The 13,660-nt window shown below is 68.0% G+C and carries 9 protein-coding genes; 5 read left to right on the top strand and 4 right to left on the bottom strand.

The features are described from left to right. Positions 1–267: 267 nt before the first annotated feature. Together AC0Z36_RS21620 and AC0Z36_RS21615 are read right to left on the bottom strand one after the other, a co-directional pair. The gene (locus tag AC0Z36_RS21620) at positions 268–1,515 is read right to left on the bottom strand and encodes a L,D-transpeptidase (RefSeq protein ID WP_485464643.1); all 1,248 of its coding nucleotides are present in this window, start codon (positions 1,513–1,515) and stop codon (positions 268–270) included. Between the two features lie 238 nt (positions 1,516–1,753). Next, the gene (locus AC0Z36_RS21615; RefSeq protein ID WP_485464642.1) at positions 1,754–2,176 is read right to left on the bottom strand and encodes an SDR family oxidoreductase; all 423 of its coding nucleotides are present in this window, start codon (positions 2,174–2,176) and stop codon (positions 1,754–1,756) included. Positions 2,177–2,822: 646 nt separating this feature from the next. Here AC0Z36_RS21615 and AC0Z36_RS21610 point away from each other — a divergent pair. The 3 genes from AC0Z36_RS21610 (at position 2,823) to AC0Z36_RS21600 (ending at position 6,680) form a co-directional block, all read left to right on the top strand. Further along, positions 2,823–3,164, top strand: a complete 342-nt coding sequence (locus tag AC0Z36_RS21610) for a hypothetical protein (RefSeq protein WP_485464641.1) — start codon at positions 2,823–2,825, stop codon at positions 3,162–3,164. Positions 3,165–3,470: 306 nt separating this feature from the next. After that, positions 3,471–5,627 carry a glycogen debranching protein GlgX gene (gene glgX / locus AC0Z36_RS21605; RefSeq protein WP_485464640.1) on the top strand — a complete coding sequence of 719 codons (2,157 nt, stop codon included), beginning with the start codon at positions 3,471–3,473 and terminating at the stop codon, positions 5,625–5,627. 240 nt (positions 5,628–5,867) lie between these two features. Continuing rightward, a complete protein-coding gene (locus AC0Z36_RS21600) occupies positions 5,868–6,680 on the top strand; it encodes a tyrosine-protein phosphatase (protein WP_485464639.1) in 813 nt (270 codons plus the stop codon). Between the two features lie 67 nt (positions 6,681–6,747). Here the strand turns inward: AC0Z36_RS21600 and AC0Z36_RS21595 are convergent, their stop codons facing one another. Further along, positions 6,748–7,284, bottom strand: coding sequence for a hypothetical protein (locus AC0Z36_RS21595; protein ID WP_485464638.1), 537 nt, complete (start codon positions 7,282–7,284; stop codon positions 6,748–6,750). 238 nt (positions 7,285–7,522) lie between these two features. Here AC0Z36_RS21595 and AC0Z36_RS21590 point away from each other — a divergent pair, with 238 nt between their 5' ends. Then, on the top strand, positions 7,523–9,055 hold the full coding sequence (locus AC0Z36_RS21590; RefSeq protein WP_485464637.1) for a M28 family peptidase: 1,533 nt from the start codon (positions 7,523–7,525) through the stop codon (positions 9,053–9,055). 124 nt (positions 9,056–9,179) lie between these two features. Further along, positions 9,180–10,757 (top strand): M28 family peptidase, encoded by a 1,578-nt coding sequence (locus tag AC0Z36_RS21585; protein WP_485464636.1) that lies wholly within the window; start codon positions 9,180–9,182, stop codon positions 10,755–10,757. A gap of 90 nt (positions 10,758–10,847) precedes the next feature. On the opposite strand, the gene glgP is transcribed toward AC0Z36_RS21585, so the two are convergent. Then, positions 10,848–13,460: an alpha-glucan family phosphorylase gene (gene glgP / locus AC0Z36_RS21580; RefSeq protein WP_485464635.1), complete on the bottom strand. Its 2,613-nt coding sequence runs from the start codon at positions 13,458–13,460 to the stop codon at positions 10,848–10,850. Between the last annotated feature and the right edge of the window lie 200 nt (positions 13,461–13,660).

The raw sequence follows: 13,660 nt of genomic DNA, 5'->3' as shown, positions 1-13,660 counted from the left end.
CCGAGCGCGCCCGGAGGGCGCGGCCTGACCGGGCGACGCGCGGGCGCCGAACAGCCCCGGAGCGAAGCGACGGGGATGTGAGGAAGACGCCCGCGAGGCGAAGGCGCGCAGCGTCCCGAGCGCGCCCGGAGGGCGCGGCCTGACCGGGCGACGCGCGGGCGCCGAACAGCCCCGGAGCGAAGCGACGGGGATGTGAGGAAGACGCCCGCGCTTGGAGCCCGGCATAAGCACAGCCCGCGCTTGGAGCCCGGCATAAGCACAGCCCGGCTAAGAAACAGCCGTCCACTGGTCCCACGTGAGGTTCCAGTCACCGAAGCCGTTGTCGGAGCTCACCACGCGCTCCTTAGTGTTGACCACCTCGACGATGTCACCGGGGTTCGCCGCGTTGTCGTAGAACCACTTCGCGTTGTCCGGGGTCATCGAGATGCAGCCGTGACTGGCGTTCTGGCTGCCGAACACAGTCGTCGGGGACCAGTAGTTGCCGTGCACGAACGTGCCGGACGTGGTGATGCGGACCGCCCACGGCACGTCGTCGATGTCGTACTCGCTGCCCAGGCCCACGGTCTGCGAGTTCATCCGGGTCTTGGGGTACTTCTCCTGGACGACCATCTTGCCGCCCCAGGTTGAGTACTTCGGGTCCTCACCGGTGGTCACCGGGATCGTCTTGACCAGCGCGTCGTTCTTGTAGACCTTCATCGTGTGCGCTTTGGCGTCCACGACGGTGACGTTCTTGGCGTCGGCGACCTTGAAGTTGAAGGTCTTGTACTGGGTGGACATCGCGCCGCCACCCAGGTCCGTGCCGCGCAGGTTGAGGCCCACCTTCACCGTGCTGCCGGTCTTCCAGTACCCCTTGGGCCGGTAGTCGACCCGTTGGTTGCCGAACCAGTGCCACACTCCCGGCTGCGCCGGGGTGGCTTCGACGGTGAGCGCCTTGACCACGGCGTCCTTGTTCTTCACCGGCGCGTCGAACCTTATGGACACGGGCTGTCCTACGCCGACGGTCTGGTTGTCGTTCGGGAAGAAGCTCGCGGTGATCTTCTTGTCCGGGGAGAGCGTGGCGAACTTCGCCACCGCGGTGGTGGGGGCGTTGGCCTCGTTCACCGCGACGGCTGTGACGGTGTACTTCCCGCCCAGGCTGAACGGCTGCTTCGGCTTCCACGTCTTGCCGTCGCCGTCGAGCGTGCCGTCGACCGCCTCATTGCCGGCGTTGACCACCTTGACCTCGGTGATCTTGCCGCCCCGGACCACGACGTTGACCGGCGCGAGCACGTCCACGCCGGTCGCGCCGTCCGCCGGGGTGAGCGTGACCTCGGCGGGGTCCGGCTGCTTCGGGCCGCTTCCGGCACCTCCGCCGCCGGGAGTGCCGCTGCCGCCCACCGTCCCGCCCTTGGCGTCGTCCTTGCCACCGTCGGAACTACAGGAGGTGACCAGGAGGAGGGCGCCGAGCATCAGCACCAACAGTGCGCGCCATCGCTTTCCCGGTCGTTTACGGCGCAGCATCCGTCCTCCGGACATGGGTAGGCTCCCCTTCGAAGATGATCTAAGAACTCTTGGGGCACACGGCGGTCGGCCGCACACTCAGTGGACGTCCCAGCAGGTCACGCGGTTCCCGGCGCACTTTGCCGAAAAGATGTCCGACAGTGATCCGACAGCACGTCAAAACCATTGTCCCGTACCGCATTTCCCAATATGCCCGTGGTAGGGCCATCTGTGCGGCGCGCTTACCCGGTAAGGGCGGTCAGCAGACGGGCAGTCAGCGTCGGCGGTCGGCTTCCAGGAGCGCTGCCAGTACGCCCGGGTCTGCGATCGGGTCTGCGTTTTCCGCACACCCGTCGACGACGATCAGTTCACAGGACCCGGGATCGGGGTGGGCCGCTCCCGGCGGCAGCACGGTGACGATCCGGCGCAGCCCCGTGTCCTCGGCAGCTTCGAGCAGCCACTGCCAGGTGTCGGCGGGGTCGTCGAGGTGGATGACGGTGTACGCGCCCTCCAGGACCGCGCCCAGGCGCAGCGGGTCGGAGAGGTCGCCGACCGCGACGGGCACGCCGAGTTCCCGTAGCGGGGCGGCGCCGGCCGGGGTGCGCACGGTAGCGCGGACTTCGTGCCCCTGACCGACGAGGGCGAGTACGGCTGACCTGCCGAGCGGCTGGTCGGCTCCGGTGACGACGACGGGCATACGGCCCACCCTACGGGGCTTGCACCGGTTGGCGGGAGCGCGGTTTTCCGTGCGCCGGGTACCCCCTGTTGCCGTAGTCCGGCACACCTGTCCGGGTGTACGGCCTTACTCGCGCGGAGCAGCACACACCCTTCTGCGGGGGTGACCGTTATGCAGGGCATAGCCGGATTGCGAATGTTAATCGTTTCTTCGCCTGCATATCAGAACCCTCTCCCAACAGGACGTTTTCTTTCCTCGCCACCCCAACGGGGCAACGTCTCGTAACTCCCGGAAGGGCGCGCACGAAATTCCGCACGCCCCCATCGTTGACTTGTAGTGAAATTCAGCGCTCCCCCATCCGTGATTACTCACCCATTCGATGGACCGAGTAGCCAGAACGGGCGAAATCCCGGGAAACAGCAGGAATCCCGAGCCAAACCCGCAACCGGAAGCAGGGGCGCTCGTTAGGGGGGATAGAGCTTCTGTGTCACTCGCCAGAGCGAAGTAGTCCCTCCGAGTTGGCTTTTTGGTCACCCAGTGCGACATCTTGGTAACACGACGTCGTCAACGCCGACAGCCGGGTGGCCAGCCTGCTGCGGCAACGCACTGCCCACGACCACATCCCGGGTTCCGGCCCGCAACCGGACCCGTTTCGGAGGAAACACCCATGAAGCGCATCATCAGCACGCTCGCCATCGCCCCCCTCACCGCCGGCCTGCTTGTCCTCGCCGGTGGCACCGCGTTCGCCGACAACGAAGCGGGTGCCGCGAACGGCTCCACCGCCTCCTCGGCCTCCTCGACCAACGGCGCGATGAACAGCAACAGCGGAACGGGCCAGGGCAACAACGGCTCCACCCAGCAGACCGCGACCGGCTCGGGCGCCTCGAACCAGTCCAACACCGCCGGCGTGAACAACGACGGTGGCGTCGTGGTCGTCGGTCAGCACAACGACAACACCACCACGAACAACACCTCGTGGAGTGACTACCTGGGCTTCGGCTGGTTCTGATGAACCCACTCGGCGCCCCTTGAGCCGGGGCGCCGGGCCTTCTTCTCCAGTCCCGTCCCGGTATCAGGGCAATTGACCGGGTCGTCGGACAACGGAGTAGCGCAGTAGTGCACGCAGTGATCTGTAGTGCAAGCAACAACCTGAGGCCCGGTCGGCGCCACAAGCGCCGGCCGGGCCGCTGTGTTTCCCGCCCGCTGTCCGCCCGTGTCCGCCGCCCCGCGTTTCCCGCGGCGGGATGCGGGTGCAGCCGTACACAGGCATGGGAACACCCTGTTCACCGGACGCAGGGTGAAAACAGGGGGTTCTATGGGGTGGGATCCGCAGGCGCCGACGGCCTGGCCGGGGCGGCGACTGCCCCTTGGTGCCAGATATGACGGCGCGGGGACGAACTTCGCCCTGTGGGCGGGCGGCGCGCGGGCCGTCGAGCTGTGCCTGTTCGACGAGCGGTCGGCGGAGACCCGGGTCCCACTGCGGGAGCAGACCTTCCAGGTCTGGCACGGATACCTCCCAGGCGTCGAGCCGGGGCAACGGTACGGCTACCGGGTCCACGGGCCGTGGGATCCGTGGCGGGGGGCCCGGTGGAATCCGGCCAAGCTGCTGCTCGACCCGTACGCCCGGGCGATCGACGGGCTGTTCGTCCTGGACGACGCGGTCTTCGGCCACGTCAAAGGGCGGGACGACACTGTCCGCGACGACCGTGACTCCGCTCCGTACGTCCCACGCTCCGTTGTCGTCCATGACGACTTCGACTGGTCGGACGACCGGCGGCCGAAGATCCCGTGGGCCGAGACGGTCATCTACGAGCTGAACATCAAGGGTTTCACCGCGCTGCACCCGAAGATCCCCGCGCACCTGCGCGGCACGTACGCCGGGCTGGCCCACCCCGCGGCGGTCGAACACCTGGTCAGGCTCGGGGTTACTGCGGTCGAGCTGCTGCCCGTCCACGAATTCGTCACCGAGGAGCACCTGCTGCGGGGCCGCGGTTCCAACTACTGGGGCTACAACTCCGTCGGCTACTTCGCCCCGCACGGCGCGTACAGCTCCGCGGGCAGCCGGGGTGGGCAGGTCCACGAGTTCCGGCAGATGGTGCGCGATCTGCACGCGGCCGGGCTCGAAGTGATCCTCGACGTCGTCTACAACCACACCGGCGAAGGGGGCCCGGCCGGGCCGACGCTGTGTTTCCGCGGCATCGACAACGCCGGGTACTACCGCCTCGCCCAGGGCGGGCGCGGCTACCGCGACTACACCGGCTGCGGCAACACCCTCAACGTCCAGCAGCCGCAGGTGCTCCAGCTGATCACCGACTCGCTGCGCTACTGGGTGCTCGAAATGGGTGTGGACGGCTTCCGGTTCGATCTGGCCGCCGCGCTGGCCCGGTCGATGCACGACGTGGACAAGCTGTCCGCCTTCCTGACCGTGATCCAACAGGACCCCGTGCTCAGCAGGGTGAAACTGATCGCCGAGCCCTGGGACATCGGCGAAGGCGGCTACCAGGTGGGGGCGTTCCCCCCGCTGTGGACCGAGTGGAACGACAAATACCGGGACACCGTACGGGACTTCTGGCGCGGCGCGCGGCCCGATGTGCGGGACCTGGCCTACCGGCTCTCGGGTTCCTCCGACCTCTACCAACAGGACGGCCGCCACCCGTACGCCTCGGTCAACTTCGTCACCGCCCATGACGGTTTCACGCTGCGCGACCTGACCACGTATGAGCGCAAGCACAACGAGACCAACGGCGAGGACAACCGGGACGGGACGAACGACAACCGCGCGTGGAACTGCGGCTACGAGGGCGAGACGGTGGATGCGCAGGTCACCGGACTGCGCCGGCGGCAGATCCGCAACATGATGACGACCATGCTGCTGTCCACCGGCGTACCGATGATCACCTCGGGCGATGAGATGGGGCGGACCCAGCGGGGCAACAACAACGCCTACTGCCAGGACAACGAGATCAGCTGGCTGGACTGGTCGGCGCTCGATGATCCGGTGTGGCGGCCGCTGCTCGACCTGACCGCGAAGTTGATCAGACTGCGCCGGTCGCACCCCGTGCTGTGCCGCCGGGCCTTCTTCTCCGGGCGTCCCTCCTTCCCGGACGGGCTGCGCGACCTGGCCTGGTTCACCCCGTCGGGCCGCGAGATGACCGACCGGGACTGGTTCTCGCCCACCGCGACGCTCGGCATGTACCTCTCCGGGCTCGACATCCACCAGCGCGGGCCACGCGGGGAGCGGATCGTCGACGACAGTTTCCTGCTCCTGCTGCACGCCTCGTCGCAGCCGATGCGCTGCACCGTGCCGGGGGAACCGTGGGCACACTCGTACGAGATCGTGCTGGACACCGCGCTGGAGGCGGACCCGCTCGGCCGTTTCGGCGAGAACGTCCCCGGCGGGGGCGCGCTGACGCTTACCGGCAGGTCCGCGATGCTGTTGCGGGTCGAGCACGCGGTTTGGGCGCCGACGTGAGGGATCCGGGGGTCCGGGGGTCGTCCCCCGGCAGACTCTGTGGCGATGCTGTTGCGGGTCGAGCACGCGGTATGGGCGCCGACGTGACCGTGCTCCCAGCTGACGGTGCGCTGAGCAGGGCAGTACTCCTAACTGACCATGCGCCGGAATGAGAACGCCCCCACCTATGTCACTCTGGTAAGAAGCACCTTCCGTACGCATGCGTACGGAAAACCTCGCCGAAACGGAGACCCGGGAACGATGACCACTGCCCCCACCGCGCCTGCCGGTACCGCCACCACTGGTACGTCGCTGCTGGTCACGGCCCCCAACTTCCGGGAAGCCGGCGGCCACGCGACCGCCGACGGGCGTACCGTCCGCACTGGCCTGGTCTACCGCGCCGACAGCCTCGGCACCGTCGACGCCGACGACATGGCCACCCTGATCCGCCTCGGCCTCGGCCTGTCCATCGACCTGCGCTCGGAGACCGAGCGGACCGCCGAGCCCGACGTCCTGCCCGCGGACTGCGACCTGCTTATCGCCGACGTCATGGGCAAGCAGAACGACGAGATGTTCGGCGAGATCTTCGCCGAGCCCACCCAGGCCGGGGCCAAGATCGCCGACGGCGCCGGAAAGCGCCTGATGACCGAGGTCTACCGCCGCTTCATCACCACGGAGATGGCCCGCACCGAATACCGCAAGGTGTTCGCCGCGATGGCCGCCGCCGACCGGCCACTGGTCTTCCACTGCTCGCAGGGCAAGGACCGCACCGGCTGGACCTCCGCCGTGCTGCTCACCCTGCTCGGTGTCCCGCGCGACGTGATCATGGCCGATTACCTGTCGAGCATGGGCTACCTCAAGGCCAAGAACGAGACCATCCTGGAGAAGATCGCCGTCCGCGGCCTCGACCCCGAGGTCCTGCGTCCGATGTTCGACGTGTTCCCGGAGTACCTCACCACCGCTTTCGACACGGCCGAGGAGCACTACGGCTCGGTCGAGGGCTACGTACGCGACGGTCTCGGCATCACGGACGGGCAGATCGCGCAGCTGCGCGCCCGGCTGCTGAGCGACTGAGAACCCGTGTCCTGAACACGTGCCCGCCACCCGGGGGTGACCCGGCTGGCGGGCACGTGCTGTTTTCCTAGATCTTCTTCCAGTCCCGTACGGGCAGCTCCACGGTCATCAGCGGCTGGTCCTTCGCCGCGAGCCGCAACGCGGCCGGTTTTGTCCCCACCGGGATGTCGAACCACAGGTCGTACGTCATCGTGTTCCTCGCGCCCAGGTCCAGACCCGGCAGCTGCCGCTTGATCTGCATGCTCTCGTCGTCCGGCGGCAGTTCCGCGCCGCCGTCGAGCACCAGGCGCTGCGCGGTGTTGTCCACCACCGCCCCCGACAACGAATCGACGTAGGCGCTGAGCCGGATCCGGCAGGCCTGCCCCTTTGCCTCGTGCTCCGCGTGCGTCCCGGTGATGAAGGACCAGCCGCACTGGATCCCGGTCACGTCGAAGACGACCGTGCCGCTGCGCACCGGCTCGGTGTGGACCGCCACCTCGCCTTTGCGGAGCCCTGGGCCGCTGTCGGTTTCCGGCCACAGTGCGGCCGCCGTCCCGGCGGCGATGCCCGCGCCGACGAGTGCCGCGAGCAGGACGGTCACCAGGGTGCCCGGTCTGTCCACCATGTCCGCACGCCTCTCCCCCGCAGTCGGCCGCCCGTTTATGGGACACCTTCGACCTCCCCGCACACAAGCGGTTTCGGTCGTGAGCAGACTTTTGCGTCAACTTGGCGAACACCTGTCCAAGTAACGGCTGTTCAGGCTAGGTTGCCGCGCAGCGCCACTCTCGCCGCATGTGCCCCACCCGTAACCCGGGTACTTCGGCACCTGGTGATTTGCCAGTTTCCTTCCGGAGAGGAACCGTATGCGTACGCCTTCCCGACGCTCGTTGACCGTGGCGGTGACCGGGGCGGCCATCACCGCCCTGCTGTCCACCGGCACCGCCTCGGCGCATCCGCACAACGACGCAACCCTCGGCGACGACCTCGCCAAGAAGGTCACCGCCGAGAACATCAACAAGCATCTGAAGGTCCTCCAGAAGATCGCCGACAAGAACGGCGGCACCCGGATGGCCGGGACGTCGGGCCATGAACGGTCGACGGAGTACGTGTACAACGAGCTGAAGAAGATCCGCGGGCTGAACGTGGAGTACGAGGACTTCCAGTTCCTCTACAGCGTCCCGATCTCCCTCAAGCTGACGACCTCCGTGCCGGATATGCCCAATGTGGCGATCGCGAGCATGACGTACAGCAAGTCCACCCCGGTCGGCGGCATCACCGCGGCACTGGTCCCGGTGCCCGTGAACGCGGCCGGAACCGGCTGTCTCGCCAGCGACAGCTACAAGGGCCTGGACGTCAAGGGCAAGATCGCGCTGGTCAAACGGGGCGGCTGTACGTTCGCGGAGAAGCAGCAGGCCGCCGCGGCGGCGGGTGCCGCCGCCGCGGTCATCTACGACCACACCCCCAACCGCAAGCAGAAGCCGCTGAGCGGCACGCTCGGCGACCCGGCGAACGTGACCATCCCGACCGGCGGCATCACCCTGGAGGCCGGCGAGAAGCTGGCCGCCGCCGCCGCCGCGGGTCCGCTGACGGTCACCCTCGACCTGCGGATGTTCGAGGAGATGCGGACGACGTCCAACGTCGTCGCGGAGACCAAGTTCGGCGACAAGGACAACCAGGTCGTTATCGGCTCGCACCTCGACTCGGTGTTCGAGGGCCCCGGCATCAACGACAACGGCTCGGGCAGCGCCACGCTCCTGGAGACGGCCGTCCAGTTCAGCAAGCTGGAGGACCGCCCGAAGAACCAGCTGAAGTTCATCTGGTTCTCCGGCGAGGAGGAGGGCCTGCTCGGCTCCGAGGCCTACGTCGCGGCCCGGACGCCCGACGAGCGCAAGAAGATCGCCCTGATGATGGACTTCGACATGCTCGCGTCGCCGAACTGGGTCCAGTTCGTCTACGACGGTGACAACTCCGAGCATCTGCCGGGCGGTAACGCCGGGGCTCCCGGGTCCGGTGCCGTCGAGGCTGCGTTCACCGGCTACCTCGCCAAGCGCGGGCTGCCTTTCCGGCCGACGGCTGTGAACAACCGCTCGGACTACGAGGCATTCAACACCGCGGGTATCCCCACCGGCGGCACGAACACCGGGGCCGAGGGCCTGAAGACCGCCGGGGAAGCCGCGGTCTGGGGCGGCAAGGCCGGTGAGCAGTACGACGACTGCTACCACGAGAAGTGCGACGACATCAAGAACATCAACATGACCGCCCTTGAGCAGAGCTCCGACATCGTCGCGTACACCGTCGGGATGTTCGCCAACGACACCAGCAAGGTGAACGGCGACCGCAAGGGCAACCCGGGCCCGCCCCCGGAAACCCCCCTGACGCCCACCGCCACACGCTGAACGCCCGAGCACTCCAGGGCCATATGAAGTCAGCGCCCGCGTACGTCTGAACTCGTGTCAGAAGTACGCGGGCGCTGTCCGTACCGCTGCCAGAAACCTCTTCCCGTCTCCGGAAAGGATCGGTATGCACCTGAAGTCCCGCAAGCGCGTGCTCACCGCCGCGATAGCCGGCATAGCAGCCACCGGGCTGCTCGCCACCGGCACCGCGTCCGCACATCCGCACAACGACGCGACCCTGGGCGACGACGTCGCCCGGCAGGTCACCAATGACAACGTGATGAAGCACCTGCGGGTGCTGCAGAAGATCGCCGACCAGAACGGCGGCAACCGCGTCGCGGGATCGCCGGGACATGAGAAGTCCAGCGAGTACGTCTACAACACGCTCAAGAAGATCCGCGGCATGAACGTCGAGTACGAGGACTTCCAGTTCCGGTACGTCGGCCCGCTGTCCTGGAAACTGAAGACCGACGTCGCCGGACAGGCCGACGTGCCGGTCAACGCCCTGTCGTTCAGCCCGAACACCACAGCCGCCGGAATCACCGGACAGGTCGTACCCGTTCCGCTGGACACCGTGGACGGCACCCACGGCTGCACCGCTGGCGACTACACGAATGTCAGCGTCGCGGGCAAGATCGCGCTGATCAAGCGCGGCGGCTGCTCCTTCGCGCAGAAGCAGCTCAGCGCGTTCGCGGCGGGCGCCGTCGCGGTGGTCATCGACAACAACGCTCCGACGCGGCACAACAACCCGCCGAGCAACACCACCCTGGGCAGTGCGGAGAACGCGAAGATCCCGACCGGGATCATCACCGATGTCACGGGTGCCGCACTCCGGGCCGCGGCGGCGGGCGGCCAGCCGGTCAAGGTGACGCTGGACCTGCGCACCGTGGACGAAATCCGTACGACGTCCAATGTCGTCGCCGAGACCAAGTTCGGCGACAAGGACAACCAGGTCGTCATCGGCTCGCACCTCGACTCGCGGTTCGAAGGCCCCGGCATCAACGACAACGGTTCCGGCAGCGCCACGCTCCTGGAGACGGCCATCCAGTTCAGCAAGCTGGAGGACCGCCCGAAGAACCAGCTGAAGTTCATCTGGTTCTCCGGCGAGGAGGAGGGCCTGCTCGGCTCTGCGGCGTACGTCGCCGCCCGGACGCCGGAGGAGCGCAGGCAGGTCGCGCTCATGATGGACTTCGACATGATGGCCGGCCCGAACTGGGGCATGTTCGTCTACGACGGTGACAACTCGAAGTTCCCGGCGAGTGGTTCGGTCGCGGCCGGGCCGCCCGGATCGGGCGCGGTGGAGAAGATGTTGACCAACGTGCTCGGCAAGCGCAACGTCCCGGTCAAGGAGACGGCGTTCGACGGCCGTTCCGACTACGGTCCTTTCATCGAGTTCGGCATTCCCGCCAGCGGGACCGCGACCGGCGCCGAGGGCATCAAAACCCAGGAAGAAGTCGCCCTGTGGGGTGGTGTCGCCGGTGAGCAGTACGACCCGTGTTACCACGAGAAGTGCGACGACATCACGAACATCGCGCCGTTCCCGCTGGACGTGAACGGTGACGTGATCGGCTACGCGGTGGGCGTGTTCGCCAACGACACCTCGTCGGTGAACGGCGACCGCAAGGGCAATGCGGGTCCGCCGCCGGCTCCGGCCGGTCTGCGGGCCGCCAAGGCTCCGGCCGCGGCCGCGGGCATCGCTTCTTAAGGCTCACAACACCGGCAGACCCTCAACACCGAAGACCGCGTACGGACGGCCCCCGGCAGCGCGCCGGGGGCCGTCCGTGTCTCCGGGCGATCAGCGCAGCGGTGCGAGCGCCGCGACCATCTCCAGCTCTTCCTGCGGAACCGCGATCAGCCCCAACTCCGCGCCGGTGGCCAGCAGTTCATGGGACGGGAGGACCCGTACGGTGTAACCGAAAGGACCCGTGCGGTCGAGCGCCAGCGCGCCTTCGTAGAACCAGCGCCCCTGCCCGTCCTGCCGGACCGGCTTGAGCGGGGCCCGGTCACCCCCGACGATCCGGTCACCCTCGTCCACCCGACCGTGGACCACCTGCACTTCGACGTCCGTGGGCCGCAGCTCGCCGAGGGTGACGTAGACCCTGATGGTCAGCGTGTTGCCGATCTCGGGGGCGTCCCCTATCCCCGCGGACTCGACGTGGTCGACCGCGACCTGCGGCCACGCGGCCCGCAGCATGCCCTTCCACTGGGCCAGCGTGCGCGCGGGCTGGTGGTTGTCACGGGCGAGGGTGCGCGCCGACCGGGCGGCGGGCGCGTAGAGCAGGTTGACGTAGTCCCGGACCATGCGCGAGGCCAGGACCTTCGGGCCCAGCGTCACGAGGGTGTGCTTGACCATCTCCAGCCAGCGGGCGGGGAGTCCTCCATCGCCCGCGCGGTCGTAGAACCGGGCCGCGACATTGTTCTCCACCAGGTCGTACAGCGCCGCCGATTCGAGGTCGTCACGCCGGTCGTCGCTGACGCCCTCCGCCGTCGGGATCGCCCAGCCGTTCGATCCGTCGTACCACTCGTCCCACCAGCCGTCGAGGATCGACAGGTTGAGGCAGCCGTTGAGCGCCGCCTTCATGCCCGAAGTGCCGCACGCCTCAAGGGGCCGCAGGGGGTTGTTCAGCCACACGTCGCACCCGGGGTACAGGTGCTGGGCCATCCCGATGTCGTAGTCCGGCAGGAAGACGATGCGGTGCCGGACGTCCTCCCGGTCGGCGAACCGGACCAGCTCCTGGATCAGTCGCTTGCCGCCCTCGTCGGCGGGGTGCGCCTTGCCTGCGATGACGATCTGGACCGGCCGTTCGGGGTGCAGCAGCATCGACCGCAGCCGGTCCTGGTCGCGCAGCATCAAGGTCAGGCGTTTGTACGAGGGGACCCGGCGCGCGAAGCCGATCGTGAGCACGTCGGGGTCAAGGGCGTTGTCGATCCAGCCCAGTTCGGCGTCACCAGCGCCGCGCTGCCGCCATGAGGCGCGCAGCCGCTGCCGGGCTTCGACGACGAGCTTGGCCCGCAGTGTGCGCCGCAGGGCCCACAGGGCGCCCGGGTCGAGCCGGTCGAGGCCGCCCCACGCCCGCGCCTCGTCGATCCCGTCCACCAGCGCCGGGCCACCGGCGAGCGCGGTGACGTCCGGGTCCACCCACGTGGGGGCGTGCACACCGTTGGTGATCGAGGTGATGGGCACCTCGGCACCGTCGAATCCCGGCCACAGACCGGCGAACATGCCCCGGGAGACCTCCCCGTGCAGCTTGCTCACACCGTTGGCCCGCTGGGCCAGACGCAGGCCCATCAACGCCATGTTGAAGATGTTCGGGTCGCCCTCGGCGTACGTCTCCGCGCCGAGTTTCAGCACCCGGTCCACGGGGACGCCGGGGACCTGGTTGTCCTCGCCGAAGTGCCGCAGCATCAACTGCCGGTCGAACCGGTCGATCCCGGCCGGGACGGGGGTGTGGGTGGTGAACACCGTGCCCGCCCGGGTGGCTTCGAGGGCGCTGTCGAAGTCCAGCTTGTCGCTCTCGGTGAACTCGCGGATCCGTTCCAGGCCGAGGAACCCGGCGTGGCCTTCGTTGGTGTGGAACACCTCGGGGGCCGGGTGTCCGGTGATCGCGCAGAACTCCCGGACGGCCCGCACCCCGCCGACGCCGAGCAGCATCTCCTGGTGCAGCCGGTGCTCCGAAGAGCCGCCGTACAAGCGGTCGGTGACTTCGCGTTCGAGGGGTTCGTTCTCCTCGATGTCGGAGTCGAGCAGGAGCAGCGGGACCCGCCCCACCTGCGCCTTCCAGATGTTGGCGTGCAGTTCGCGGTCGTCGGGCAGGCCGATGGTGATCCGCGCGGGCCGCCCGTCGGCACCGCGGACGTGGGTCAGCGGCATGCCGTCGGGGTCGAGCACGGGGTAGTGCTCCTGCTGCCAGCCGTCGCGGGACAGCGACTGCTTGAAGTAACCGTGCCGGTAGAGCAGGCCGACACCGATGACCGGCACGCCCAGGTCGCTCGCGGCCTTGAGGTGGTCGCCGGCGAGGATGCCCAGACCCCCGCTGTACTGCGGGAGGGCGGCGGTGATGCCGAACTCCGGTGAGAAGTAGGCGATCGCGGTCGGCCGGTCACTCTCGTCAAGCTCCTGGAACCAGCGGGATCCGGTCAGATATTCGGTCAGTTCGTCGGCGGCCAGGTGCAGCCGCAACAGGAAGTCGCGGTCCTGCGCCAGTGCGGCCAGGCGTTCGGTGGGTACGGCGCCCAGGAGGCGCACCGGATCCTGGGCGACCGCCGCCCAGACGACCGGATCGATGGAGGCGAACAAGTCCCTGGTCTCGGCGTGCCAGGACCAGCGGAGGTTCATCGCCAGGTCGCCCAGCGGAGCGAGTGGCGCGGGCAGCACCGTGCGGACGGTGAATCTGCGGATAGCTCTCACGCACTCGACACTAGCCGGAACTCACCGGAACTTGCGACAGTGGATGCGTAGTCCTTGCATGGGTGGCAAAATCTTGCACACGGTCAGGTCCCGTGCCGGACAGGCGAGTTCATCCGTACGGAATGACCTTCCAGCCGTGTCCTGCACCAGATCCTGCTCGTTGGAACACCGTGACACCCATGTCTTTTTCGCAGCACTGG

This window comes from Kitasatospora sp. UYEF31, assembly GCF_057291755.1.
Note: the sequence above shows the minus strand (reverse complement) of the source record. Positions and strands in the feature narration are given on the sequence as shown.

Bases quoted from the DNA above. Each gene is read 5' to 3' on its own strand.
- glgX (WP_485464640.1), top strand. From the start codon at position 3,471: ATGGGGTGGGATCCGCAGGCGCCGACGGCCTGGCCGGGGCGGCGACTG.
- AC0Z36_RS21600 (WP_485464639.1), top strand. From the start codon at position 5,868: ATGACCACTGCCCCCACCGCGCCTGCCGGTACCGCCACCACTGGTACG.
- AC0Z36_RS21610 (WP_485464641.1), top strand. From the start codon at position 2,823: ATGAAGCGCATCATCAGCACGCTCGCCATCGCCCCCCTCACCGCCGGC.
- AC0Z36_RS21620 (WP_485464643.1), bottom strand. From the start codon at position 1,515: ATGTCCGGAGGACGGATGCTGCGCCGTAAACGACCGGGAAAGCGATGG.
- AC0Z36_RS21595 (WP_485464638.1), bottom strand. From the start codon at position 7,284: ATGGTGGACAGACCGGGCACCCTGGTGACCGTCCTGCTCGCGGCACTC.
- AC0Z36_RS21615 (WP_485464642.1), bottom strand. From the start codon at position 2,176: ATGCCCGTCGTCGTCACCGGAGCCGACCAGCCGCTCGGCAGGTCAGCC.
- AC0Z36_RS21585 (WP_485464636.1), top strand. From the start codon at position 9,180: ATGCACCTGAAGTCCCGCAAGCGCGTGCTCACCGCCGCGATAGCCGGC.
- AC0Z36_RS21590 (WP_485464637.1), top strand. From the start codon at position 7,523: ATGCGTACGCCTTCCCGACGCTCGTTGACCGTGGCGGTGACCGGGGCG.